Annotated in this window: 22 protein-coding genes and 1 tRNA gene; 10 read left to right on the forward strand and 13 right to left on the reverse strand. The window is 65.0% G+C overall.

Translation table 11 applies throughout. From position 1 onward, the window contains the following. Positions 1-54 precede the first annotated feature (54 nt). The 5 genes from CS1BSM3_RS12180 (at position 55) to folP (ending at position 6619) form a co-directional block, all read left to right on the forward strand. Positions 55-1269, forward strand: a complete 1215-nt coding sequence (locus tag CS1BSM3_RS12180) for an MFS transporter (protein WP_072387347.1) — start codon at positions 55-57, stop codon at positions 1267-1269. A gap of 110 nt (positions 1270-1379) precedes the next feature. Further along, positions 1380-2237, forward strand: a complete 858-nt coding sequence (gene panC / locus CS1BSM3_RS12185) for a pantoate--beta-alanine ligase (protein WP_072387348.1) — start codon at positions 1380-1382, stop codon at positions 2235-2237. Between the two features lie 60 nt (positions 2238-2297). Then, the gene (locus CS1BSM3_RS12190; RefSeq protein WP_072387349.1) at positions 2298-3209 is read left to right on the forward strand and encodes a PP2C family protein-serine/threonine phosphatase; all 912 of its coding nucleotides are present in this window, start codon (positions 2298-2300) and stop codon (positions 3207-3209) included. A gap of 286 nt (positions 3210-3495) precedes the next feature. Further along, complete coding sequence (gene ftsH, locus CS1BSM3_RS12195; RefSeq protein WP_072387350.1) at positions 3496-5427, forward strand: ATP-dependent zinc metalloprotease FtsH; 1932 nt, start codon at positions 3496-3498, stop codon at positions 5425-5427. A 109-nt stretch (positions 5428-5536) separates the two neighbouring features. After that, complete coding sequence (folP, locus tag CS1BSM3_RS12200) at positions 5537-6619, forward strand: dihydropteroate synthase (RefSeq protein ID WP_072387351.1); 1083 nt, start codon at positions 5537-5539, stop codon at positions 6617-6619. On the opposite strand, the gene CS1BSM3_RS12205 is transcribed toward folP, so the two are convergent. From CS1BSM3_RS12205 to CS1BSM3_RS12250, 10 genes are all read right to left on the reverse strand, one after another. Continuing rightward, positions 6616-7014 carry a DUF4267 domain-containing protein gene (locus tag CS1BSM3_RS12205; RefSeq protein WP_072387352.1) on the reverse strand — a complete coding sequence of 133 codons (399 nt, stop codon included), beginning with the start codon at positions 7012-7014 and terminating at the stop codon, positions 6616-6618. The genes folP and CS1BSM3_RS12205 overlap by 4 nt on opposite strands. Before the next feature lie 113 nt (positions 7015-7127). Then, positions 7128-11363 (reverse strand): DNA-directed RNA polymerase subunit beta', encoded by a 4236-nt coding sequence (gene rpoC, locus CS1BSM3_RS12210; protein WP_072387353.1) that lies wholly within the window; start codon positions 11361-11363, stop codon positions 7128-7130. Between the two features lie 174 nt (positions 11364-11537). Then, positions 11538-15704, reverse strand: a complete 4167-nt coding sequence (gene rpoB, locus CS1BSM3_RS12215; protein ID WP_072387354.1) for a DNA-directed RNA polymerase subunit beta — start codon at positions 15702-15704, stop codon at positions 11538-11540. A 211-nt stretch (positions 15705-15915) separates the two neighbouring features. Next, positions 15916-16287 carry a 50S ribosomal protein L7/L12 gene (gene rplL / locus CS1BSM3_RS12220; protein WP_072387355.1) on the reverse strand — a complete coding sequence of 124 codons (372 nt, stop codon included), beginning with the start codon at positions 16285-16287 and terminating at the stop codon, positions 15916-15918. Positions 16288-16377: 90 nt separating this feature from the next. Further along, positions 16378-16896 carry a 50S ribosomal protein L10 gene (gene rplJ / locus CS1BSM3_RS12225; RefSeq protein WP_072387356.1) on the reverse strand — a complete coding sequence of 173 codons (519 nt, stop codon included), beginning with the start codon at positions 16894-16896 and terminating at the stop codon, positions 16378-16380. A 354-nt stretch (positions 16897-17250) separates the two neighbouring features. After that, on the reverse strand, positions 17251-18000 hold the full coding sequence (rplA, locus tag CS1BSM3_RS12230; protein ID WP_072387357.1) for a 50S ribosomal protein L1: 750 nt from the start codon (positions 17998-18000) through the stop codon (positions 17251-17253). A 5-nt stretch (positions 18001-18005) separates the two neighbouring features. Further along, a complete protein-coding gene (gene rplK / locus CS1BSM3_RS12235; protein ID WP_072387358.1) occupies positions 18006-18434 on the reverse strand; it encodes a 50S ribosomal protein L11 in 429 nt (142 codons plus the stop codon). A 239-nt stretch (positions 18435-18673) separates the two neighbouring features. Next, positions 18674-19207 (reverse strand): transcription termination/antitermination protein NusG, encoded by a 534-nt coding sequence (gene nusG, locus CS1BSM3_RS12240; RefSeq protein ID WP_072387359.1) that lies wholly within the window; start codon positions 19205-19207, stop codon positions 18674-18676. A gap of 63 nt (positions 19208-19270) precedes the next feature. Then, on the reverse strand, positions 19271-19468 hold the full coding sequence (gene secE, locus CS1BSM3_RS12245; RefSeq protein WP_072387360.1) for a preprotein translocase subunit SecE: 198 nt from the start codon (positions 19466-19468) through the stop codon (positions 19271-19273). A 99-nt stretch (positions 19469-19567) separates the two neighbouring features. Then, a tRNA-Trp gene (locus CS1BSM3_RS12250) sits at positions 19568-19643 on the reverse strand. A gap of 369 nt (positions 19644-20012) precedes the next feature. Between CS1BSM3_RS12250 and CS1BSM3_RS12255 the strand changes: the two genes are divergently transcribed. The 3 genes from CS1BSM3_RS12255 (at position 20013) to CS1BSM3_RS12265 (ending at position 22111) form a co-directional block, all read left to right on the forward strand. After that, positions 20013-20567, forward strand: coding sequence for a hydrolase (locus tag CS1BSM3_RS12255; protein ID WP_072387361.1), 555 nt, complete (start codon positions 20013-20015; stop codon positions 20565-20567). Between the two features lie 63 nt (positions 20568-20630). After that, positions 20631-21836 carry an acyl-CoA dehydrogenase gene (locus CS1BSM3_RS12260; RefSeq protein WP_072387362.1) on the forward strand — a complete coding sequence of 402 codons (1206 nt, stop codon included), beginning with the start codon at positions 20631-20633 and terminating at the stop codon, positions 21834-21836. Positions 21837-21859: 23 nt separating this feature from the next. Beyond that, a complete protein-coding gene (locus CS1BSM3_RS12265) occupies positions 21860-22111 on the forward strand; it encodes a DUF1272 domain-containing protein (RefSeq protein WP_072387363.1) in 252 nt (83 codons plus the stop codon). 13 nt (positions 22112-22124) lie between these two features. Here the strand turns inward: CS1BSM3_RS12265 and CS1BSM3_RS12270 are convergent, their stop codons facing one another. Beyond that, the gene (locus CS1BSM3_RS12270; protein ID WP_072387364.1) at positions 22125-22877 is read right to left on the reverse strand and encodes an SDR family oxidoreductase; all 753 of its coding nucleotides are present in this window, start codon (positions 22875-22877) and stop codon (positions 22125-22127) included. A 180-nt stretch (positions 22878-23057) separates the two neighbouring features. Here CS1BSM3_RS12270 and CS1BSM3_RS12275 point away from each other — a divergent pair, with 180 nt between their 5' ends. Further along, positions 23058-23426 (forward strand): HPF/RaiA family ribosome-associated protein, encoded by a 369-nt coding sequence (locus CS1BSM3_RS12275; RefSeq protein WP_072387365.1) that lies wholly within the window; start codon positions 23058-23060, stop codon positions 23424-23426. A 6-nt stretch (positions 23427-23432) separates the two neighbouring features. Here CS1BSM3_RS12275 and CS1BSM3_RS12280 read toward each other — a convergent pair whose 3' ends face one another. Together CS1BSM3_RS12280 and CS1BSM3_RS12285 are read right to left on the reverse strand one after the other, a co-directional pair. Next, positions 23433-24668: an SAM-dependent methyltransferase gene (locus tag CS1BSM3_RS12280; RefSeq protein ID WP_072387366.1), complete on the reverse strand. Its 1236-nt coding sequence runs from the start codon at positions 24666-24668 to the stop codon at positions 23433-23435. 74 nt (positions 24669-24742) lie between these two features. After that, entirely contained in the window at positions 24743-25213 is a 471-nt protein-coding gene (locus CS1BSM3_RS12285) for a GNAT family N-acetyltransferase (protein ID WP_072387367.1), read from the reverse strand. A gap of 98 nt (positions 25214-25311) precedes the next feature. On the opposite strand from CS1BSM3_RS12285, the gene CS1BSM3_RS12290 reads away from it, so the two are divergent. After that, positions 25312-26115 (forward strand): DUF169 domain-containing protein, encoded by an 804-nt coding sequence (locus tag CS1BSM3_RS12290; RefSeq protein WP_072387368.1) that lies wholly within the window; start codon positions 25312-25314, stop codon positions 26113-26115. Positions 26116-26215 lie beyond the last annotated feature (100 nt).

Raw genomic sequence — 26215 nt, forward strand, 5'->3', positions numbered from 1 at the left:
TGCAATCTATTGTCAGTTGACGGCCGGAGCGGCGAGCGTCATTCCTCCCCGGCCATGACAGCCACCCTCGCCAATGCCGCGTCCCGGCCGCTGCTGCCGATCCTGGTCGCCTTGAGCGGGGCGCACCTGCTCAACGACCTCATCCAGTCGATGATCCCGGCCATGTACCCTCTCATCAAAGAGGCGTACAATTTGGACTTCGCGCACATCGGCCTCATCACGCTGGCCTTCCAGGTCACCTCGTCGCTGCTGCAGCCCGTCCTCGGTCACGTCACCGACAATCGGCCGTGGCCCTATGCGATGGTCGCGGGCATGGGCGCGACGCTCATCGGCCTGTTCGGCCTGTCGTTCGCGCCGAACTACGCCATGGTCCTGCTCTCAGCGGCCATGATCGGGCTCGGCTCGGCCGTGTTTCACCCAGAGGCGACGCGCATGGCGCGCCACGCCGCTGCCGGGCAGCAGGGCCTCGCGCAGGGCGTCTTCCAGATCGGTGGCCATGTCGGCTATGCAGCAGGCCCGCTGCTCGCGGCGATGATCGTCGTGCCGCGAGGCCAGCAGAGCCTCGCGTGGATGTCGGTCGTCGCACTGATCGCCATGGTCCTCATGGCGTGGACGGGCGGCCGCTATGCTGAGATGCGCCGCGAGCAGGCGGCAGCGGCCGCCGCTGCGGCACCGCCGAGCAAGGGAACGAGTACGAGTGCCGCCGGTCCCATGCTGCCGACAGGCCATGTGCTGTTCGCCATGGCGATCCTCATTCTGATCCTGCTGTCGAAGAACGCCTACACGGCCGCGTTCACGTCCTACTACACGTTCTATCTGATCGAGCAGTTCGGCGTGTCGGTGCAGCTCTCGCAGATCATGCTGTTCATCTATCTCGTGGTCGGCGCGATCGGCGTGATCATCGGCGGCATGGTCGGTGACCGCATCGGGCGTCACCGGGTGATCTGGATCTCGATCCTCGGCGCGCTGCCCTTCGCCCTCATCCTGCCCTACGCGGACCTCTTCTGGACGGGCGTGCTGAGCGTCGTCATCAGCCTGATCATGGCGAGCGCGTTCTCGGCCATCCTCATCTACGCGATCGATCTCGTGCCGCATCGCGTGGGGCTCGTCGGTGGGCTGTTCTATGGTCTGGCCTTCGGGCTCGGCGGTCTCGCAGCTGCGGCACTCGGCCTGCTCGCCGACTGGATCGGCATCATTGCCGTGTTCAAGCTCGTGGCCTGGGTCCCTGCTCTAGGCCTGCTGACGTTCCTGCTCCCGCGGACGTCGTGAAACCATAGCACGCGATCGGCCTGCGGCGCCTTGACTTCTGCCCGCCAACGGACGATCGAAGCGCGAGAGCGACTGCGCGCGAGGACGCATCACGCATCCGGGAGCCCGAAATGCCCGACTTTCCCATTCCCGTCAGCGCCACTGTCGCCGATCTCCGGCTGCGCGTGCGTACATGGCGCAGCGAGGGCCTGCGCGTGGGCCTCGTGCCGACCATGGGCGCGCTGCACGAGGGGCATATCTCGCTCGTGCGCATCGCGCAGCAGACCTGCGATCGCATCGTCACCTCGATCTTCGTCAACCCGACGCAGTTCGCGCCGACCGAGGACTTTTCGACCTATCCGCGCACGTTCGACGACGATGTCGCGCAGCTCGCCGAGGCCGACTGCCATCTCGTGTGGGCACCGACGCCGTCCGAGATGTACCCCGAGGGCTTCGCGACGCGCGTCGTCCCGGCGGGTGCGGCCGAAGGGCTCGAAACGGATTTCCGCCCGCACTTCTTCGGCGGTGTCGCGACCGTGTGCACGAAACTCTTTCAGCAGGTGACGCCGGACATCGCCGTGTTCGGCGAGAAGGACTTCCAGCAGCTCGCCGTGATCCGCCAGATCGTGCGGGATCTCGATATGCCGCTCTCGATCGTCGGCGCGCCGACCGTGCGCGAGGCAGACGGTCTCGCCATGTCGAGCCGCAATCGCTACCTCTCCGCCGACGAGCGCCGGACGGCACCGCTCATTCACGAGGTGATCAGCGGGGTGGCAGCGCATGTTCTGGAAGGCGGCAATGCCGATTCCGCGTGTGCGGAGGCCGCGCGCCAGCTCACTGCCGGTGGCTTCCAGAAGATCGACTACATCGCGGTGCGCGATGCAGCGACGCTCGGCGCCTACGATCCCAAGAAGGGTGCGGGCCGGGTTCTGGCAGCGGCGTGGCTCGGCAAGACGCGCCTCATCGATAACATCGCGATCGAGTCCTAGCCCTGCGAACGCCTGCCTGTCCATTGGACAGCGGCTGCGCAACAGCGCACACTTCAGCGCATGATCGAGCTGGACATCGCCGAGGCTCAGACCATAGGCACGCGCGCCGAGCAGCAGGATGCGACGGCGATCGTGCGCATTGGCGATGCGGGCGATGCCGTCCTGCTCGTTCTTGCCGACGGTCTCGGCGGCCATGCAAACGGTGCCGAGGCGGCGCGCCTCGTGGCCGAAACGTTCCGCGAGCGCGTGCCCGGCGGTGGCTTCCGGAAACCAGAGGATCGGCGGCGCGCCCTGGACGAGACGATCCAGGAGGTCAATCAGCGCATTCTAGCCGCCAGCAATCCTGCAGACGGCGAACGCAGCATGGGAAGCACGGCGGTCGCCGCGATCGTCGCCGAGGGACGCCTGCGCTGGATCAGCGTCGGCGACAGCCATCTCTATGTCTGGCGGCGCGGGCGACTGGCAAAGCTCAATGCGGACCATTCACAGGCCGGCATCATGATCCGGCAGGGCTATGCCACCGACCATCCGGCCGTGCTGAATGCGCGCTCGCTGCTCGCCTCCGCGCTGACGGGAAGCTCCATCGAGGAGATCGACGCCCCCGTCGACGACCTGGCCCTGGCGCGCGACGACGTGGTCCTGCTGGCCAGCGACGGGCTCGATGGGCTAAACGGGACCGAAATCGCCCGGATCATCGGCGAGACCTTCGCCTCAGGGGCGGAGGCCATTGCGAACGCGCTGATCGCGGCCGTCATCGCCCATAGGTTGCAGCGGCAGGACAATGCCACGGTCGTGGTCGCGCGCGTCCTCGGCAGCGGCGCGCCGGCCCATAACGACGATCCCCTGCCCGACAGCGTCCCGACCCCGGCTGCCGTAGGTGATTACTCCGGGGCTGGACACGGGTGGTCCCTGACGGTCGGCGCCGCCGTGCTGCTGGCGATCCTCGCAGGCGTCATCATGACGCAAATTTAATGACGGCTCGGGCCGCAATTGCAGGTAATACCTGCTCTCGGAAAAAGGTACTCGAGGCCCTGACCGGCCAGCGGCGGTGGCCGGTCTCGGACGAACGGCTGGGCGGCGTTCACTGCTTTTGCGCAAGATCCGAATCGTAAGGTACGATTCGTCCACCAATTCTTGGCAAATTCGGTTCTCCAACCTATCTTAAGCCCAGCACTTGTGGACCGGGCCTTCCCGAGGCCATGCGATGTGTGCGGGATTGCCGTCGCGCACGATCTGGTGCCACCAGGAAGGGGTGCATATGAACACGCATTTCCGGAACTTCGCGATCTGGGTCATCATCGGCCTGCTGCTGATCGCGTTGTTCAATATGTTCCAGAACCCGTCCCAGACCCGGCGCGGGAACGAGATCAGCTATACGGAGCTGCTGGCTCAGGTCGATGCTGGCAACGTCTCCGAGGTGACCATCCAGGGCAATCGCCTGACTGGTCAGTATGCCGACAAATCACGCTCGTTCACCAGTTATGCTCCCGACGATCCAAACCTCGTCGAGCGGTTGAACAAGAAGGGCGTGCGCATCTCGGCGCGGCCGAAGGACGAGGACGTCCCGTCGATCTTCAATGTCCTGCTGTCCTGGTTCCCCATGCTGCTGCTCATTGCAGTGTGGATCTTCTTCATGCGCCAGATGCAGTCGGGCGGCGGCCGGGCCATGGGCTTCGGCAAGTCCAAGGCCAAGCTGCTCACGGAACGTCACGGCCGCGTGACCTTCGAGGATGTCGCCGGCGTCGACGAGGCCAAGGTCGACCTCCAGGAGATCGTGGAATTCCTCCGCGACCCGCAGAAGTTCCAGAAGCTCGGCGGTCGCATCCCGCGCGGCTGTCTGCTCGTCGGCCCTCCGGGCACGGGTAAGACGCTCATCGCGCGCGCCGTCGCCGGCGAGGCGAACGTGCCGTTCTTCACGATCTCGGGCTCGGACTTCGTCGAGATGTTCGTGGGCGTCGGTGCAAGCCGCGTGCGCGACATGTTCGATCAGGCCAAGAAGAACGCGCCCTGCATCATCTTCATCGACGAAATCGATGCTGTCGGCCGGCACCGCGGCGCGGGCCTCGGCGGCGGCAATGACGAGCGCGAGCAGACGCTGAACCAGCTCCTCGTCGAGATGGACGGCTTCGAGGCCAACGAGGGCATCATCATCCTCGCCGCCACGAACCGGCCCGACGTGCTCGACCCGGCGCTGCTGCGTCCTGGCCGCTTCGACCGCCAGATCACCGTGCCGAACCCGGATGTCGTCGGCCGCGAGAAGATCCTGCGCGTGCATATGCGCAAGGTGCCGCTGGCGCCCGACGTCGATCCCAAGACGATCGCGCGCGGCACACCCGGCTTCTCGGGTGCGGACCTCGCGAACCTCGTCAACGAAGCGGCCCTGCTCGCGGCCCGGCGCTCCAAGCGCATGGTCACGCAGGTCGAGTTCGAGGATGCCAAGGACAAGGTCATGATGGGGGCCGAGCGGCGCTCCATGGCCATGACCGAGGAGGAGAAGCTCGCGACGGCCTATCACGAGGCCGGCCACGCGATCCTCAATATCCTCGTTCCCGGCAACGACCCGCTGCACAAGGTGACCATCATTCCGCGTGGACGCGCGCTCGGCGTCACCATGAGCCTGCCCGAGCGCGACAAGCTCAGCTACTCCAAGCTGTGGTGCGAGGCGCGCCTCGTCATGACGTTCGGTGGCCGCGTCGCCGAGCAGATCATCTACGGCATGGATCACCTCAACACCGGTGCCTCGAGCGACATCACGCAGGCGACGAACCTCGCCCGCAGCATGGTGACCGAGTGGGGCATGAGCGACAAGCTCGGGCCGCTCCGCTACACGGACAACCAGCAGGAAGTGTTCCTTGGCCATGCCATCACGCAGCGCCAGAACATGTCCGAGGAGACGGCGCGTCTGATCGACGAGGAAATCCGCCGGATCGTCACCGCCGCACAGGCCAAGGCCTGGGAAGTGCTCGGCGCGAACCGCGACGCTCTGGAGGCAGTCACCCAGGCGCTCATGGAGCACGAGACCATCTCGGGCGACGAATGCCTCGCGGTTATGCGCGGCGAGAAGATCGTCCGTCCGACAGACGACGACACGACCAAGGGTCCGACCGGCTCGGCCGTTCCGGTTGCCGGTCAAGCCCGCCCCTCGCGGCCCGAGCCGGGCCCCGGCGGTATGGAACCGCAGCCGACGTGATCAGCGGATACCAGAACGTAGAGCATCGAGATCGGGCCCCTTCGCAGGGCCCGATTTTTTTGGCAAGTGTCGGGATGCTGGCGATATCAGCACGACCGCGGAAAGCATCATGAGCTCCCAGATCGATCAGCGAACCTACGTGCGACCGACGGCCCTGCTGACGCCTTCCGTGCACACGCCGCGCGACGGCGCGATCTGTATCGCCGGCCGTACGGATCTTGGCGCCACGACTGCCGAGCTGATCCGACGCCCGGTTGGTGCTCCTCGCAATCAGGCAAGGTATCTGACGGCGTCCGAACTGCGCGCGGTTTCTGCCGGCGACAGGGCCATCGCGGCTCTCCTCGCGCGCCATGAGGCGCCACGCCCGGCCCTTGCCGGGCTCACGCTCGACCGGCCGCGCCTCATGGGCATCGTGAATGTCACGCCGGACAGCTTCTCGGATGGAGGCGCGTTCTCGTCGGCGCAAGCCGCGATCGATCACGCGCTGCAGCTCGAAGCCGAGGGCGCGGACATCCTCGACATCGGCGGCGAGTCCACGCGGCCAGGCGCGCATCCTGTCAGCATCGAGGAGGAGCTTGCCCGCGTGATCCCCGTCATCGAGGGGCTCGCCGGCAAGACGAAGGCGCTCATCTCCATCGATACGCGCAAGGCGGAGGTCATGCGCCGCGCCCTCGCGGCCGGCGCGCATATCATCAACGACGTCGCGGCGCTCACGTACGAGCCCGAATGCCTGGAAGTTGCGGCGGCTTCGAACGCGCCGGTCATCCTCATGCACGCGCAGGGTGATCCGCGCACCATGCAGGCGGCGCCGCAGTACGACGACTGCCTGCTCGATGTGTGCGACTGGCTCGAGGCGCGCCTAGCAGCGTGCGAAGCTGCCGGCATCCCGCGCGATCGGCTTATCATCGATCCGGGTATCGGCTTCGGGAAGACGCTCGCGCACAATCTGGAGCTGCTGGCCGGACTCACGCTGCTGCACGGACTCGGCGTGCCTGTCCTGCTCGGGGCTTCGCGCAAGAGCTTCATCGGCATGTTGACGGGCGAGAAGGACGCGCGCCACCGTGTGCCCGGCTCGATCGCGGCGGCACTCGCGGGCGCCTCACAGGGCGCGCAGATCCTTCGCGTGCATGATGTCGCCGAGACGCGGCAGGCGCTCACCGTGTGGGAGGCCATGCGGCGCGGCGAAGGCTAAGTTGCCGTCTCGCGACGATGCTCCCGCCAGCAGGCAAATCCGAGCATCGCGCAGTAGATTCCCGAAGCCATATGGAAGGCGATCGAGCCAAGCCACGCCGTAGCATGAGCGACGATCAGGGCATCGGCAAAGCAGATCACCGCCCCCAAGCCGAGCCAGAGCGCGAGCGCCCGCCAGTCGCGCCAGCACGCGAATGCGATGATGAGAACGCCCAGCCAGATGTCGCGCACGGCGACGACATAGTGCAAATGCGCAGGATCCGGCGGCATATCGATGCCGAAGAAGCGCGCAGCCGAGCGCGGCATGAGCCCGAAGCGCACACCAATGAGCGCCAGCGCCACGCCCGCCGCAATTGCGAGCCCCTGCAGCCATCGCCGACGGATGTGGTCTTTCATTGAGCTTCACGCCTCGGGAAGCGGACATGACAAAGGGCCGGGGCATGATGATGCCCCGACCCTTGGCTTTGCCAGAACCAGCTCGCGATGGCCAGATCGCAGGTGAAAGCCGCTTACTCCGCGGCTTCCTCTGTCGTCCGACGACGACGGCGAGCCGGTGCGCCGACGCCTTCCTCAGGCCCCGACAGCGCGCGCTCGGAGGCGAGGCGTGCCTTCTCGGCCGCGATCAGCTCGTCGCGCTTCGCCGCAACACGGCGCAGGCGGCGCAGCATGCCGCCCGTACCGGCCGGGATGAGGCGGCCGACGATCACGTTCTCCTTGAGGCCCTCGAGCGTGTCGACCTTGCCGTTGACGGCAGCTTCGGTGAGCACGCGCGTGGTCTCCTGGAAGGAGGCCGCCGAGATGAAGCTGTTCGTCTGCAGCGACGCCTTCGTGATGCCGAGCAGAACGGGCTTGCCCGAGGCCGGACGCTTGCCCTCCTTGTGGAGGCGCAGGTTCTCCTCGTCGAGCTCGGACTTGTCGACCTGCTCGCCCTTGAGGAGATGCAGGCTGTCGCCCGGATCCTCGATCTCGATCTTCTGCAGCATCTGGCGAACGATCACCTCGATGTGCTTGTCGTTGATGGTCACGCCCTGCAGACGATAGACGTCCTGGACTTCCTTGATCAGGTAGCGCGCCAGCTCCTCGACGCCCTTGATGGCAAGGATGTCGTGCGGGGCCGGGTGGCCGTCATAGACGAAGTCGCCCTTCTCGACGCGGTCACCATGCTGCACGGCAAGGCTCTTGCCGCGCGGGATGAGGTACTCGACCGCCGTTGCGTTCTCGTCGTCCGGCTTGATCGTGATGCGCTGCTTGTTCTTGTAGTCCTTGCCGAACTCGACCGTACCTGAGATCTCCGCGATGATCGCGTGGTCCTTGGGACGACGTGCCTCGAAGAGCTCGGCAACGCGCGGCAGACCGCCCGTGATGTCGCCGGACTTCGCAGACGCCACCGGGATACGGGCGAGCACGTCGCCGGCCTTGACCTTGGCGTTACGGTCGACCGAGAGCACCGCATCGACGGGGAGCAGCGCACGGGCATCACCGCCACGCGCGAGCTTCACGTTCTTGCCGCCCTTGCCTTCCTTGATCACGACCGCCGGCTTCAGGTCCTGGCCACGCGGGCTCGCGCGCCAGTCCATGACGACGCGGTTCGTCGTGCCCTTGACCTCGTCCGTCTGCTCGTTGACCGAAACGTTCTCGACCAGATCCTCGAAGTCGACCACGCCGTCCACCTCGGTCATGATCGGCCGGGTGTAGGGATCCCACTGCGCGAGGCGCGTGCCGCGCTTCACCGTGTCTCCCTCATCGACGTGCAGGCGGGCGCCGTACGGCACCTTGTGCGTCGCCAGCTCCTTGCCGCCCTGGTCGAAGATCACGATGGCCGTGGCGCGCCCCATGGCAACGAGGCGGTTCTGGCTGTCGCGGACGACGTTGCGGTTCTTGATCCGCACCGTGCCGTTGAAGTTCGACTCGATGAACGACTGATCGACCGTCTGGGCGACGCCGCCGATGTGGAACGTGCGCATGGTGAGCTGCGTGCCCGGCTCGCCGATCGACTGGGCGGCGATGACACCGACCGCCTCGCCGATGTTGACCGGCGTGCCGCGCGCGAGATCGCGCCCGTAGCACTTCGCGCAGACGCCGATCTCGGTCTCGCACGTGAGCACCGAGCGGATCCGCACTTCCTGGACCTGCGCCTTGTCGATGATCTCGGCCTCGCGCTCCTCCATGAGCGTGCCCGAGGGCACGATCACGGCCTTGGTCGCGGGGTCGAGCACATCCTCGGCCGTCGTGCGGCCGAGCACGCGCGCAGCCAGCGGCACAATGACCTCGCCCGAGTCGACGACTGCCTGCACGCTGATGCCGTGATCGGTGCCGCAGTCCTCCTCGGTGATGATGCAGTCCTGCGCGACGTCGACGAGACGGCGCGTCAGATAGCCCGAGTTGGCCGTCTTCAGTGCCGTATCGGCAAGGCCCTTACGCGCACCGTGCGTCGAGTTGAAGTACTCGAGAACGGAGAGGCCTTCCTTGAAGTTCGAGATGATCGGCGTCTCGATGATCTCGCCCGAGGGCTTGGTCATGAGGCCGCGCATACCGGCGAGCTGCTTCATCTGCGTCGGCGAGCCGCGCGCACCGGAGTGGCTCATCATGTAGACCGAGTTCACCGGGAGCTGACGACCCGACTTCTGGTCGACCTGGGCTGCCGAGATACGGTCCATCATCTCCTTGGCGATGCGGTCCGTGCACTTGGACCAGGCGTCGACCACCTTGTTGTACTTCTCGAGCTGGGTGATCAGGCCGTCCTGATACTGCTGCTCGAAGTCGCGCACTTCGGCCCGCGTCGCCTCGACGATCGCCGTCTTGGTGCTCGGGATGAGCATGTCGTCCTTGCCGAACGAGATGCCCGCCTTGAAGGCGTGATAGAAGCCGAGACCCATGATGCGGTCGCAGAAGATGACCGTGTCCTTCTGACCGCAGTTACGGTAGACGGCATCGATCAGGCCGGAGATGGCCTTCTTCGTCAGCAGCTGGTTGACGAGCGCAAAGCGCACGCCCGGCCGCTTCGGCAGCAGCTCACCGAGGAGCATTCGGCCCGGCGTCGTCTCGACGATCTCCGTGACCTCGTTGCCCTCCGCGTCGTTCGAGATAACGCGGCCGCGCACCTTGGCGTGCAAGGTGACCGAGCCGGAGTCGAGCGCGTGGCGCGCCTCCGAGACCGAGCTCAGCAGCATGCCTTCGCCGGGCTCCTTCTCGCTCATGATCGAGACGTAGTAGAGCCCGAGCACGATGTCCTGGCTCGGCACGATGATCGGCGAGCCGTTGGCGGGATGCAGGATGTTGTTCGTCGACATCATCAGCACGCGCGCCTCGAGCTGTGCCTCGAGCGACAGCGGAACGTGCACGGCCATCTGGTCGCCGTCGAAGTCGGCGTTGAAGGCCGCGCAGACCAGCGGATGGAGCTGGATGGCCTTGCCCTCGATCAGCACCGGCTCGAAGGCCTGAATGCCTAGACGATGGAGCGTCGGCGCACGGTTGAGCATGACCGGGTGCTCGCGAATGACCTCGTCGAGCACATCCCAGACTTCACCCTTCTCCTTCTCGACGAGCTTCTTCGCCTGCTTCACGGTCGCGGCCTGGCCGAGGGCCTGAAGGCGCGCGTAAATGAACGGCTTGAAGAGCTCGAGCGCCATCTTCTTCGGCAGGCCGCACTGGTGCAGCTTGAGCTCGGGACCGACCACGATCACCGAACGACCGGAGTAGTCAACGCGCTTGCCGAGCAGGTTCTGGCGGAACCGGCCCTGCTTGCCCTTGAGCATGTCGGCGAGCGACTTCAGCGGACGCTTGTTGGCGCCCGTGATGACGCGGCCGCGACGGCCGTTGTCGAACAGCGCATCGACCGCTTCCTGAAGCATGCGCTTCTCGTTGCGGATGATGATGTCCGGCGCGCGCAGCTCGATCAGCCGCTTCAGACGGTTGTTGCGGTTGATGACGCGGCGATAGAGGTCGTTGAGATCGGACGTCGCAAAGCGACCGCCGTCGAGCGGCACCAGCGGGCGCAGCTCGGGCGGGATCACGGGGACGACGGTCAGGATCATCCACTCGGGGCGGTTGCCGCTCTCGATGAAGGCCTCGATGACCTTGAGGCGCTTGGCGAGCTTCTTCGGCTTCAGCTCGGTGGTGGCCTCGGCGATCTCCTGGCGGATCTCGTCCTTGATCTTGTGGAGATCCATGGACGTCAGAATCTCGCGGATCGCCTCGGCGCCGATGCCGGCCGTGAAGGCGTCAGCACCATGCTCCTCGATAGCCGCGTGATACTGGTCCTCGGAAAGGAGCTGCTTCTCCTTGAACGGCGAGACGCCCGGCTCGATGACGATGTAGCTCTCGAAGTAGAGCACGCGCTCGAGGTCCTTGAGCGTCATGTCGAGCAGGAGGCCGATGCGCGACGGCAGCGACTTCAGGAACCAGATGTGCGCGACCGGAGCTGCGAGCTCGATATGGCCCATGCGCTCACGGCGCACCTTGGCGAGCGTCACCTCGACGCCGCACTTTTCGCAGATCAGGCCCTTGTACTTCATGCGCTTGTACTTGCCGCACAAGCACTCGTAGTCCTTGATCGGTCCGAAGATGCGCGCGCAGAAGAGGCCGTCACGCTCCGGCTTGAACGTACGGTAGTTGATCGTCTCGGGCTTCTTGATCTCGCCGAACGACCACGAGTGGATGTCCTTCGGGCTCGCGATCGAGATGCGGATCTGGTCGAAGACGGGGAGCTGAACCTGCGGTTTGAAGATGTTCGGAATTTCGTTCATCGCGTCACTCCTCGATCGGGACGGGGGCGGCGTCCCTGATGGTCGGATCCTAGTCGTTCAGCGCGCCCGAGATCCGGAATTGGGCACGCGATCTGTTCTTTGTCCTTCAGCGCGGCTGACTGCACATCGGCTGAAGGGACCGCCGCCCGTACGCAATGGGCGGCGGCGCATTCATCACTCCGCGGCGGACGGGAGCTGCGGCTGAGCGCCGGGCTCTGCCGGTGTCTCGTCCTCGATCTGCGCCGTTTCGCTGTTGACCAGCTCGACGTTGAGACCGAGGGCGCGCATTTCCTTGACGAGCACGTTGAAGCTCTCGGGGATGCCCGCCTCGAAGGCGTCGTCGCCGCGCACGATCGACTCGTAGGCCTTGGTGCGGCCCGCAACGTCGTCCGACTTGACGGTCAGCATCTCCTGCAGCGTGTACGCCGCACCGTAGGCTTCGAGCGCCCACACCTCCATCTCGCCGAAACGCTGGCCGCCGAACTGCGCCTTGCCACCGAGCGGCTGCTGGGTGACGAGCGAGTAGGGACCGATCGAGCGGGCGTGGATCTTGTCGTCGACGAGGTGGTGCAGCTTCAGGATGTACTTGTAGCCGACCGTGACCTTGCGATCGAAGGGATCGCCGGTCCGACCGTCACGAAGCGTCACCTGGCCCGACGTATCGAAGCCCGCCTTCTTCAGCATCTCGACGATGTCCGGCTCGCGCGCGCCGTCGAAGACGGGCGTCGCGATCGGCACGCCGGTCTTGAGCTGCTCGCCGAGCTGCTCGAGCTCGTCGTCCTTCATCTTGGCAAGGCCATTGCCGTCGCCGTAGATGGAGGTGATCTGCTTCCTCAGCGCCTCGGCTTCGCCGCTCGCATGGAACTGCGCGAGGGCGTCGTCGATGGCACGGCCGAGGCCGCGGCAGGCCCAGCCGAGATGCGTCTCGAGGATCTGCCCGACGTTCATGCGCGAGGGCACGCCCAGCGGGTTCAGCACGACGTCGACGTGCGTGCCGTCCTCGAGGAACGGCATGTCCTCGACGGGCACGATCTGCGAGACGACGCCCTTGTTGCCGTGACGGCCGGCCATCTTGTCGCCGGGCTGGATCTTCCGCTTCACCGCGACAAAGACCTTGACCATCTTCATCACGCCGGGCGGCAGCTCGTCACCGCGCTGGAGCTTCTCGACCTTGTCGACGAAGCGGCGCTCGAGGCTCTTCTTGGCGTCCTCGTACTGCTTGCCGATGGCCTCGACGGCGGCCATGGCCTTCTCGTCCTTGAGGCCGATCTCCCACCACTGGCTGCGCGGGATCTCGCCGAGGATCTCGTCGTTGATCTCCGTGCCCTTGCGCGCGCCCTTCGGCCCCTTGGAGACCTCGCGGCCCATGAGCGCTTCGCGCAGACGGCCGTAGACGTTGCGATCGAGGATCTGGAGCTCGTCGTCACGGTCCTTGGCGAGACGCTCGATCTCCTCGCGCTCGATCGCCATGGCGCGCTCGTCCTTCTCGACGCCATGGCGATTGAAGACGCGCACCTCGACGACCGTGCCCGCAACACCCGGCGGCAGACGCAGTGACGTGTCGCGCACGTCGGAGGCCTTCTCGCCGAAGATGGCGCGGAGCAGCTTCTCTTCCGGCGTCATCGGGCTCTCGCCCTTCGGCGTGATCTTGCCGACGAGGATGTCGCCCGGCTGGACCTCCGCACCGATGTAGACGATGCCGGCTTCGTCGAGGTTCTTCAGCGCTTCTTCCGAAACGTTCGGAATGTCGCGCGTGATTTCCTCGGGGCCGAGCTTCGTGTCACGGGCGCTGAGCTCGAACTCCTCGATGTGGATCGAGGTGAAGATATCGTCGGCGACGACGCGCTCCGAGAGCAGGATCGAGTCCTCGAAGTTGTAGCCCATCCACGGCATGAACGCGACGAGCACGTTCTTGCCGAGCGCGAGATCACCGAGGTCCGTCGAGGGACCATCGGCGATGATCTCGCCGGCCTTCACGTGATCACCCACCGTCACCAGCGGCCGCTGGTTGATGCAGGTGTTCTGGTTCGAGCGCTGGAACTTGCGCAGGCGGTAGATGTCGACGCCCGGCTTCGAAGGATCAGTCTCCTCCGTCGCGCGGACGACGATACGCGTCGCGTCCACCTGATCGACGATGCCGGTGCGGCGTGCGGCGATCGCGGCGCCCGAGTCACGCGCGACGACCTCCTCCATGCCGGTGCCGACGAGCGGCGCCTCGGCGCGGAGCAGCGGCACGGCCTGACGCTGCATGTTCGAGCCCATGAGGGCGCGGTTGGCGTCGTCGTTCTCGAGGAACGGGATGAGCGCCGCGGCAACCGACACGAGCTGCTTCGGGCTCACGTCGATGTAGTCGACCTTGTCCGAAGGAACCAGCAGCACGTCGCCATTGAAGCGGCAGGTGATGAGGTCATCCGTAAGCTTGCCCTTGCTGTCGAGCTCGGCATTGGCCTGGGCGACGTGATGGCGCATCTCTTCCATGGCGGAGAGATACACGACCTCGTCGGTCACGCGGCCGTCCTTGACCTTGCGGTAGGGGCTCTCGATGAAGCCGTACTTGTTCACGCGCGCGAACGTCGCGAGCGAGTTGATGAGGCCGATGTTCGGGCCTTCCGGCGTCTCGATCGGGCAGATGCGGCCGTAGTGCGTCGGATGCACGTCGCGGACTTCGAAGCCCGCACGCTCGCGCGTGAGGCCGCCCGGACCCAGCGCCGAGAGACGCCGCTTGTGCGTGATCTCGGAGAGCGGGTTCGTCTGGTCCATGAACTGGCTGAGCTGCGAGGATCCGAAGAACTCGCGCACCGCGGCAGCCGCCGGCTTCGCGTTGATCAGGTCCTGCGGCATGACCGTGTCGATGTCGACCGAGCTCATGCGCTCCTTGATCGCGCGCTCCATGCGCAGGAGGCCGATGCGGTACTGGTTCTCCATGAGCTCGCCGACCGAGCGCACGCGGCGATTGCCGAGATGGTCGATGTCGTCGATCTCACCCTTGCCGTCGCGCAGATCGACGAGCGTGCGCACGACCGCCAGGATGTCCTGGGGCCGCAACACTCGGACTGTGTCTTCGGCAGGAACAAAATCCCTGATGTCGCCGAGGCGCATGTTCATCTTCACGCGGCCGACGGCCGAGAGGTCATAGCGCTCGGGATCGAACATCAGGCCGTGGAAGAGCGTCTCGGCGGCGTCGAGCGTCGGCGGCTCGCCGGGGCGCATGACGCGGTAGATGTCGAGCAGCGCTTCGTCACGGTTGGCGTTCTTGTCGACCTTGAGCGTCAGGCGGATGTGATCGCCGACCGTCACGTGGTCGATGTCGAGCACCGTGAACTCGCCGACACCGGCCTCGGTGAGCTTGTCGAGCAGCTTCTGGTCGAGCTCGTTCGCGGCTTCGCCGTAGATCTGGCCCGTCGAGAGATCGACGATGTCCTCGGCGAGGTACTTGCCGACCAGATCCTCCGGCGCGACGAGTACTTCCTTGACGCCGCTCTCGGCGAGCTCGCGCGCACGGCGCACGGAGACCTTCTCGCCAGCCTTGGCGACGACAGTGCCGGACTTGGCGTCGACGATATCGGCGACGGGCGTTACGCCGCGCATCTTCTCGGGGATGAACGGCATGGTCCATCCCTTCTTGGTCTGACGCACGAGGATGGAGCCGTAGAATGTGCCGAGGATCTGCTCGTCGTCGAGGCCCAGCGCATAAAGCAGCGTCGTCACCGGCAGCTTGCGTCGACGGTCGATACGCACATAGACGACGTCCTTGGCATCGAACTCGAAGTCGAGCCAGGAGCCGCGATAGGGAATGATGCGGGCTGCGAACAGCAGCTTGCCGGAGGCGTGCGTGCGGCCGCGGTCATGGTCGAAGAAGACGCCCGGCGAGCGGTGCATCTGCGAGACGATGACGCGCTCGGTGCCGTTGATGATGAAGGTGCCGTTCTGGGTCATGAACGGCATGTCGCCCATATAGACGTCCTGCTCCTTCACGCCCTTGATCGAGCGCGAGCCGGTCTCCTCGTTGATATCGAACACGATGAGGCGCAGCTTCACACGCAGCGGGGCCGCGTACGTCATGTCGCGCTGCTGGCACTCGTCGACGTCGAACTTCGGCGGATCGAAATCATAGCGGACGAACTCGAGCGTGGCCTTGCCCGAGAAGTCCGAAATCGGGAACACCGACTTGAACACCGCCTGCAGGCCGGTCTCAGGACGGCCGCCGGCCGGCTCCTTGACCATCAGGAAGTCATCGTAGGAGCTCTTCTGCACCTCGATCAGGTTCGGCATCTCCGCCACTTCGGCGATCGAGCCGAACCGCTTCCTCATCCGCCTGCGACCGGTGAAATTTTCAGCCATGTGCGCTCCTCTCGCGTCGCAGATGCCGGGATGGGGCTGGCCTCCCATCGGCGCATCTCGTGAATGTCATCTCGCGGGCGCGGAACCGGTCGCTCTCAACCGATCCTCGCGCAACTCGCCGGAAGGTCCCTTGCCGTGCTTGCCACAGCGGGGCCCTCGGGGGAGTTGCCCGGGCCGGCCCCCGTGAAGGAGCCGGCCCAGACACCCGTAATCACTTGATCTCGACGGTCGCGCCCTGGTCCTCGAGCTGCTTCTTGAGCTTTGCAGCCTCGTCCTTCGGCACGCCTTCCTTGACCGGCTTGCCGCCGGCCTCGACGAGATCCTTCGCCTCCTTGAGGCCGAGACCGGTGATGGCGCGGACCTCCTTGATGACGTTGATCTTCTTGTCGCCGGCCGTCTTCAGGATGACGGTGAACTCCGTCTGCTCCTCGACAGCGGCAGCAGCAGCGGCCGGAGCCGCAGCAACGGCGACAGCGGCCGCAGCCGAGACGCCCCACTTCTCCTCGAGCATCTTGGCCAGGTCAGCGGCCTCGAGAACGGTCAGCTTCGACAGGTCGTCGACGATTTTTGCGAGATCGGTCATTTCAGTGTTTCCTTGAGTTCGGTTCGAACCGCTCGGCGGTCCAGGTTCTGTTGTTCAATCGGCTCGCGGCGATCAGCGCCGCACCACTTCTCAAGCAGCCTCGCCCTTGCTCGCCTGCGCCTGGATGACGCGCGCGAGCTTGGCTCTCGGCTCCTTGATCGTGCGGGCGATCTTCGTCGCCGGCGCGTTGAGGAGACCGATGAGCTTCGCCCTCAGCTCGTCCAGCGAGGGGAGATCGGCGAGTGCTTTGACGCTCGCGGAGTCGAGGATGTTGCTCCCCATCGCACCGCCGAGGATCACGAGCTTCTCGTTCTCCCGGCTGTACTTGACGGCAATCCTCGCGGCCACCATCGGGTCGCTCGAGTAGGCAATAACCGTTTGCCCCTTGAACAACTTCGAGATGCCCTCTGAGTTGGTCTCCTTGAGCGCCAGTACCGCCAGCGTATTCTTCGCCACCTTGACCGTTCCGCCCGCCTCTTTCATGCGCTTGCGGAAGTCGGTCATCTGGGCGACGGTCATGCCGGCGTAGTGGGCCACGACAATCACGCCCGTGTCCTTGAACACGTCGTGGAGCGTCGTGACGAGCTCTTGCTTGGCAGCTCTATCCACCTGGCTACACTCTCCATCGTGCGGACACACCCTTGCGGGTGAGTTCGCGGGTTGCACCTTGCCGCCGGGAGCAGAGGACATTTCAGTCCCTAGCTGCGGCGACGCTGCGGTTCCTGTCCGCCCGCGCGTCGAAACCGACGGCACGGCGCTTCCCAAGAGGTTCGAACCGGCCCACGCCTTTCGGCAAAGGAGCGCCCTTTCGAGCGCCGGCTTCCGGCCGTCTCCCGTCTCATGCTGGCCCAGTTGGCTTAAGGTGACCGAGGCCACCACCAGCAATCTCGGACAGGTCGGAGAGAGGGCCTGAGCCTTCTCTCCTCTCCCGGATCTCGCGACCCGGAATTCTCATTCGAGCGATCAGGCCGGACCGGCCGTACCGCTCGTCACGCTCGCAGTGTCGAGCTTGACGCCCGGGCCCTGCGTGGAGGTCACAGCAACGCGCTTCAAGTAGGTGCCCTTGGCACCCGCGGGGCGCGCCTTCACCACGGCGTCGACGAACGCCTTGATGTTCTCGGCAAGCGCCTGCTCGGTGAAGCTCGCCTTGCCGACGCCAGCATGGATGATCCCCGACTTCTCGACGCGGAACTCGACGGCGCCGCCCTTGGCGCCCTCGACGGCCGCCTTGACGTCCATGGTCACGGTGCCGACGCGCGGGTTCGGCATGAGGCCACGGGGGCCGAGCACCTTACCCAGTCGGCCGACGAGGCCCATCATGTCCGGCGTCGCGATGCAGCGATCGAAGTTGATGACGCCCTTGCTGACCTGCTCGACGAGATCCTCCGCGCCGACGATATCGGCGCCGGCAGCCTTGGCCTCCTCGGCCTTGGGACCACGCGCGAACACGGCAACGCGCTGCGTGCGGCCGGAGCCGTGCGGCAGGTTGCACACGCCGCGGACCATCTGGTCGGCATGGCGCGGATCGACGCCGAGGTTCATGGCGATCTCGACGGTCTCGTCGAACTTCGCCTTGGCATTCGACTTCACGAGCTTCACAGCCTCGTCGATGCCATAGCTCTTGTTGCGGTCCACGGTCGCCTGGAGCTTGGCAAGACGCTTGCCGCCTGCGACGCGGGTCGCCTTGATGACTTCTTTGCTCGGTGCTGCCATCGCCGTTACTCCGTCACCCTAATGCCCATCGACCGAGCCGAGCCGGCGATAATGCGCGCGGCGGCCTCGAGGTCGTCGGTGTTGAGGTCCTTCATCTTCAGCTTGGCGATGTCGCGCACCTGGGCCATCGTCACGCTGCCGGCAACGGCGCGGCCCGTCTCCTTGGAGCCCGACTCGATGCCCGCCGCCTTCTTGAGGAAGTGAGACGCCGGCGGCGTCTTCATCTCGAAGGTGAAGGAGCGGTCGGAGAAGACCGTGATCTTGACCGGGATCGGAATGCCCTGCTCCATGTCCTTCGTCTTGGCATTGAAGGACTTGCAGAACTCCATGATGTTCACGCCGCGCTGACCGAGCGCAGGCCCGATCGGCGGTGCAGGATTGGCCTGGCCGGCCTTCACCTGCAGATTGATGTAGCCTTCTATCTTTTTCGCCATCTTTCTACTCTATCCCCTGTCTCTACGTTCGGAGGCCAAGGCCCCCAGGGTTAGCGGTCAATCGGGCCGGCTTCAGCCCTCCCGCACAGACGCGACACGAGGCCTTTGGCTTGCGCCATCCAGACTTCGCATCGTGCCGATTCTGTCGTCTCTCGCGGCCTGTTGCCCTCAACCTGAGCGCCGGCCGCCTTCATCCTCTCCATCCGGCCATCGCCCCGAGGGCGCTGCCGGAACTTGGCTCATCCCACCTTCTCGACCTGCGTGAACTCCAGCTCCACCGGCGTCGGCCGCCCGAAGATCGAAACCGCCACCTTGAGGCGGGAGCGCTCCTCGTCGACTTCCTCGACCAGGCCACTGAAGCTCGCGAACGGCCCGTCCGCCACCTTGACCTGCTCGCCGATCTCGAAGGTGACGGTCGGCTTCGGCCGCTCGACGCCTTCCTTGACCTGGTTGAGGATGCGCATGGCCTCCTCTTCCGAGATCGGGACTGCCTTGTTGTCCGCGCCGAGGAAGCCCGTCACCTTCGGCGTGTTCTTGATCAGCAGGAACGCCGGGTCGGTCATCTCCATCTTCACGAGCACGTAGCTCGGGAAGAGCTTGCGCTCCGCATGGACCTTGCGGCCGCGGCGCATCTCGATGACGTCCTCGGACGGAACCAGCACCTCCTCGAAAAGGTGATCGAGGCCGGCGGCCTTCGCCCGCTCCTTGATGGCCTCTGCGACCTTCTTTTCGAAGTTCGAGTAGGCGTGAACGATGTACCAGCGCTTTGCCATGCTGCCCTGCTGTCAACTAACCCATACGCGCCGGAACGGTCCAACCGACGACCGGCCGCCCCGTCAGCGGAACGCGTTCAGCACAAGCTGCACGAACCATCCAATGCCTTGATCCACAAGCGTAAAGAAAATCGCAGCAAGCGTGACCATGACGAGCACCATGGCTGTCGTGATCCAGACCTCCTTCCAGGTCGGCCACGTGACCTTGGCCGTTTCCTGCCGTACCTGCTGGAGAAATTCGAAGGGGTTCGTTCTCGCCATCGCCTCTCATTCCCTGCCTGTCCGCGGCGAGAGGATCACTCAGGACGCTCACGCTCAAATTCCAGCCTTCGCGAACACCGCTCTCGCTTCGGGGTGAACTGGCAGGGGCGGAGGGTCTCGAACCCCCAACCTTCGGTTTTGGAGACCGACGCTCTACCAATTGAGCTACACCCCTCGAGGTCCACCCTCGAACACGGTCGGGCATTCAAATTCAGGTGGATTGGCCTTCGCGAGACCCCGCAGTCCGCGCCGCAACAGACATCGCAAACGAAGTGCAGCCGACAACGCAGTTCCCGGGTTTCAAGTCCCGCCTGCTGCAATGTCGACTTTCGCTTGGATGTGTTTCGGACGCCTCTTATAGAGGTTACCCGCAGCCGATACAAGCCCGCTCATAACTTTTTTCTTGACTTCGGCGGCGGTGGCCGGCGGCACCTCTCCTGCCCTCCGCGCCAAGGCAGTTTTATATAAGAGCGGCGGCATCTTAGTTCAAGATCGGAGGCTCAGTCCGGCCTCCGGGGTGCGCCGTAAAGCCACGGAGTGCGACATGCTCATGGACCGCGATCGCGCCCAGCTCCTGCTGATCGATATTCAGGATCGGCTCGCACCCCATGTGGCGGGCGGCGAGGTCGTCACGGCTAACTGCGCGCGTCTTGCCCAGTATGCGCGACGCCTGGATGTGCCGGTGACCCTGACCGAGCACTATCCCAAGGGCTTGGGGCCGACGGCGCCGCCCGTGCTCGCCGCGCTCGGCAATGAAACGGCCGCCTTCGGCAAGATCGCCTTCTCCTCCTGGAAGGATCCGGCCATCCGCGCGCGCATCGAAGCGCTCCGGGACGAGGGCCGCACCCAAGTGGTCGTCGCCGGCATGGAGTCCCACGTCTGCGTCGGGCAAACCTCGCTCGACCTGATCGCGGCCGGGCTCGACCTCTTTCTGGTTGCAGATGCCGTGGGCTCGCGCTCGGCCGAGGTGCGCGATCTCGCAGTCCGGCGCCTGGAGCGTGCCGGCGCCCACATCGTGACGCACGAGATGGTCGCCTTCGAATGGCTGGGGCGCGGCGACACGAAGGAGTTCAAGGACCTCATCGAAGTGATAAAGTGATTTGAAGCGCCGGAGTGACTGGCGAACACGCTTCTCAACTTAAGACGATCGGAAAATAGGATCATGCAGGATAAAGCCGCCAAGGCCTCGCGCGCCGCCTTCCAGTGGGACGACCCGTTCCTCATCGAGGAGCAGCTCACCGAGGACGAGCGGATGATCCGCGACACCGCGCGGGACTACTGCCAGGACAAGCTCGCCTCGCGCGTCATCTCCGCCTACCTCGAGGAGCGCACGGACCGCGAAATCTTCACCGAGATGGGCGCGCTCGGCCTCCTCGGCGTGACGATCCCTGAGAAGTATGGCTGCGCAGGCGCGAACTACGTTTCCTATGGCCTCGTCGCGCGCGAGGTCGAGCGGGTAGACTCGGGCTACCGCTCGATGAATTCCGTGCAGTCCTCGCTCGTGATGTATCCGATCTATGCCTACGGCTCGGAAGAGCAGCGCATGAAGTACCTGCCGAAGCTCGCATCTGGCGAGTACGTCGGCTGCTTCGGCCTGACCGAGCCCGATGCCGGCTCCGATCCCGGCGGCATGAAGACGCGCGCGGAGAAGGTGGCGGACGGTTATCGCCTGACGGGCAACAAGACCTGGATTTCGAACGCGCCGATCGCCGACGTGTTCGTCGTGTGGGCGAAGTCTGCCGCGCACAATGATGAGATCCGCGGCTTCGTGCTCGAGAAGGGCATGAAGGGTCTCTCGGCGCCAAAGATCGGCGGCAAGCTGAGCCTGCGCTGCTCGATCACCGGCGAGGTCGTCATGGACGGCGTCGTCGTCCCGGAAAGCGCGATGCTGCCGAATGTATCGGGGCTCAAGGGGCCGTTCGGCTGCCTCAATCGCGCGCGCTACGGCATTGCCTGGGGCGCCATGGGTGCCGCCGAGGACTGCTGGCATCGCGCGCGCCAGTACACACTCGACCGGAAGCAGTTCGGCCGTCCGCTCGCGGCGACGCAGCTCGTGCAGAAGAAGCTCGCCGACATGCAGACGGAGATCTCACTCGGCCTGCAGGCGGCGCTCCGCTGCGGACGCTTGTTCGACGAAGGCCGTCTCGCGCCGGAAGCGATCTCGATCATCAAGCGCAACAACTGCGGCAAGGCGCTCGACATCGCACGCGTCGCACGCGACATGCACGGCGGCAACGGCATCCAGATCGAGTACCACGTGATGCGTCACGCGGCGAACCTCGAGACGGTCAACACCTACGAGGGCGCGCACGATGTGCACGCGCTCATCCTCGGCCGCGCCCAGACCGGGCTGCAGGCCTTCTTCTGATCGCGGAATGCGGGAGGTTCGAGATGCTGGCACTCAGGCCGAACTGTGAATGCTGCGACAAGGACCTCCCGCCTGACGCACCCGATGCGCTGATCTGCTCTTTCGAATGCACGTTCTGCGCAGATTGCGCCGAGCAGCGCCTGCCCGGCGGACGATGCCCCAACTGCGGTGGCGAGCTCGTGCGCCGTCCCGTCCGGCCAGCCGATCGGCTGACGAAATTCCCACCATCCGACAAGCGCGTCGTGAAAGCGCACGGCTTCTGCGGGAGCGCGTGACGCCGACGCGAACTTAAAGCCCGCGGCCGCCCGCAACGTCGATCGTCACGCCCGTCACGTAGGATGCTTCCGGCGAGCAGAGCCAGAGCACGGTCTCGGCGACTTCGCGTGCCGTGCCGCCACGCCCGATCGGCACGCTCGACGCGATGCGCGCAACGCGCCCCGGATCACCGGCGCTCGCGTGGATGTCGGTCTCGATCACACCCGGGCGCACGCCATTGACGCGAATGCCCTCGGCGGCGTGCTCCTTGGCGAGGCCGATGGTCATCGTATCGACGCCACCCTTCGACACCGCGTAGTCCAGGCACTCGAAGGCGCCGCCGAGGCGCGCCGCCATCGACGACATGTTGACGATCGCGCCGCCTTTGCCGCCAAGCCGTGTCGACATGCGCCGGATAGCCTGCTGATTGGCATGAAATGGGCCGGCGAGATTGACGGCGATCGTGCGCGCGAGCTGCTCGGCCGAGATATCGACGAAGCGCGTGTGCGGCCAGAGAATGCCCGCGTTGTTGAAGAAAGCATCGAGCCGGCCGAACGTGCGATCCACGGCCTCGAAAGCAATGCGGATCGCGACGGGGTCGGCGACATCGCACTGAATTGCGACAGCACGGCGGCCCATCTTCTCGATATCGGCGACCACGCTTTCGGCCGAATCCTTGCGGCCAATGTAGGTGAGCGCGACATCGTAGCCGCGCTCGGCCGCGAGGCGCGCAGCCGCGGCCCCGATGCCGCGCGAGCCGCCGGTAACGAAGAATATGCCGCTCATGTAAGCCCCTGAAGATATGGAGGTGCCGTCGCACTATGAAATCATCAAGCATCGAGCCGCAATGATCGAACGCAAAGCCCGGCGCAAGAAAATGATCGAGGCTCTTGATCCGACCGGGCCCGTCTCCCACGTCCATAGTATGGCCAGCCGATAAATCCGCATGAGAAAGGTTGCCTCAGCATGACGACACCCCTCGAGATCTCCTTCCACGGAGTCGACAAGAGCGAAGCGCTCGAGGCCCGAATTCAGGAGAAATTCGCCCGTCTTCATGGCCATTTCGACCGCATCACGCACGCCCGCGTGGTGGTCTCCTCGCCGAACCGCACGGATGCACGGGCGAAGATGTTCACCGTGAAGGTCGATATCGGAATGCCCGGGCAGCCCCCAATCGTGATCAACAGCGAGGGTGACTATACGGACGTCTTCATTGCGCTGCGTGATACCTTCAATGCAGCGCAGCGGAAGCTCGATGCAACCGCAGGCAAAATCACCAATACGGCAAAGCGCGAGCGAGCGCGTCGCAAGCCGGCGCCGAACGGCGCGGCCTGAGCGAGATCAGATCCCGCGTTCTCGTTCGATGCGCTCATACTCGCGCTGCACGTCGACGGCATAGTCACGAACGATCGGCGCCGCGTCGCGCTTCCTCGAGAGCTGCATGTGGAAGACCTCCTGAGATCCGGTGCGGAACATCATCTCCGCGCTGATCAGGTAGAACTCCCACATGCGGCAGAAGCGCTCGTCGTACATCTCAGCAATTCTCGCGCGGTTCGCATCGAAGCGCTGGTGCCAATGGCGCAGCGTCGTCGCGTAGTGCACGCGCAGGAACTCGAGATCCGTCACCCAGAGGCTATTGTTCTCAGTAGCCGGGAACACTTCAGACAGAGCAGGCGAATAGGCGCCCGGGAAGATGTACTTCCTGAGCCAGGGGCTCGCCGTGCCGGGCGGGCTCATCTTGCCGATCGAGTGCAGGAGCATGACGCCGTCATCAGGCATGAGCTCATTCACCTTGGCGAAGAACTCGCCGTAGTGACCGACGCCGACGTGCTCGAACATGCCGACGGACACGATGCGATCGAATTTCGTCGTGAGCTGGCGATAGTCCTGCAGCGCGAATTTCACACGTCCTTCGAGGCCCGCGGCTTTCGTGCGCTCGACGGCGAGCGCGTATTGCTCCTTCGAGAGCGTCACGCCCGTGACCTCGACGTCGGCAACGCGAGCGAGATAGCGCGCGAGCCCACCCCAGCCCGAGCCGATATCGAGCACTTTCATGCCGGGCTTCAGGCAGAGCTTCGCGGCAATGAGGCGGCACTTGTTGATCTGTGCCGCTTCGAGCGTCTCGTTCTCGTCACGGAAATAGGCGCACGAGTAGAAGAGCTCCTTGTCGAGAAAGAGCTCGTAGAAGGCATTGCCGAGATCGTAGTGGTGCGCGACGTTCTTCTGCGCCTTGCCGATCGGGTTTGCCTGCTGGAAGCGCTTGAGGCCGCGCGAGACGCTGCGCAGCACGCGCTGCAGCGGCTGATTGCCGAGCGAGAGACGGTTCACCGAGAAAAGCGTGAGGAAGGCGCGCAGTCCCGTGTCCGGGAATGTCAGGCGCCCGTCCATGTAGGCCTCGCCGGCGTGCAGCTCGGGATTGAAGAAGAGCTTTCTGTAGAGGCTCGGATCGGTGAGCTTCATGTTCGCGGTCGGCCCCGGCTTCACGCCGCCGAACACATGCGTCTTGCCCTCGGCATCGACGACCGTGAGCGTTCCGACCTTCACGAAGGAGCCCAACATTTTGGACAATGGGAACATGGCACACCCCCCGCTGTTTGGTGCGACGCTATTGATCCCGGACTTTGGCCCGCGATCGCCCCTCAGTCCACTGCCTATGACAGCGCACCCAGATGTTTCACCATGTGCGTCAGGGACCGGTCGCTGAGTTCCTCGATGCGCTCGATGGCAAATCCGTTGCGCGCGTACCAGTCCACGAGATGGCGCAGCACCGTGCCCGTATAGAGGCGGACCGTGCCGAGGCCAAGCTCACGCGCACGTGCATCGGCGGCCGCGAGCATCGCATGTCCGAGGCCGGCCTTCTGATTCGTCGGATCGGTGGCAATGCTCCAGATCAGCAGATCATCGGCGCGCGGTTCGAGGATGAGCACGCCGGCAATGGCGCGATCCGCCGTGACCCACACCTCATAGTCGCGGAAGATGGTTTCATAGTCGACCATGAGCGGCATGGGCTCCACACCGAGCAAACCGCGATTGCGGGCATAGGCCGCGCGCTGAAGCGCAATGACCCCGTCGAAATCGGCGCTCGTCGCGCGCCGCAGAACAAGATCGCCAGCAATGAGCATCAGCCATCCTCCCAAGCATGGGGCGGCACCTTGCACGGGGGTGAGCATCGGAACAATATCGGACCGAACATTAGAAACATGCCAGGGAGGTCCCAGCCATGACCGCACTGCACGCGCCGGAAGCGGCTACCTTCGACTACGCGAAACTCGCTGCCGACCTCGAGCGCCTGCTGCGACTGCGGTCGTTTCCCTTTGCCATGAAGCTCTACGAGGATCGGGCAGAGATGGAAGCCATCCCGCGCATCCGCCGCCCAAAGGCCGTGCACACGCTCGATCAGGTGGTGGCGCAGGCCTCGCGTCTCGGCTGGACAGTCGGCATCACGTCGGATGACCTCGTCGGCGCGCAGTGCCGTGCCGTTGTCGGCCTCGGAGCCGCGAAAGACCCCAAGTGGCAGTCCGGCGCGCACATGGTCAATGTCTGGTTCTCGACGCCGGAGGATGCGCGCCAGCATCAGGCCGCCATGCACTGCGTTCCCGATGGCAAGTACGAGGCGCTGGCCGTGGCGCCGCTCTCTGCCGGCCGTCTCGATCCGCCGGATATCGTGCTATTCTACGCGACGCCGGGCGCCATGATGTACTTCATCAACGGCCTGCAGTGGGCGGGCTACAAGAAGTTCGACTGGGGCGTGGTAGGCGAAAGCGCCTGCGCCGACAGTTGGGGACGCGCGCTCACCAAGCGTGAACCATCCTTGTCGATCCCCTGCTTTGCCGAGCGGCGCTATGGCGGCGTGCTCGATGACGAGATGCTGATGGCGCTGCCCCCCGATCAGCTCTCCAAAGCCATTGTCGGCATGGAAGCGCTCGCGAAGAACGGCTTCCGCTATCCCTTCGCGCAGTACGGCATCCAGAACGACGTGCGCGATGGCATGGCCCGCAGCTACCCGGATCGTGCGAAGAAGTAGACCCGGGCAACACGATTGCGAATTCCGATCGTGTCTTTGATGCCGCGGGCAGCGGCGAATGACCGCGACCTTTGCCAATTCCGCAAGTTGGCCATGAATC

This window comes from Hyphomicrobium sp. CS1BSMeth3 (assembly GCF_900117415.1).
Classification (GTDB): Bacteria; Pseudomonadota; Alphaproteobacteria; order Rhizobiales; family Hyphomicrobiaceae.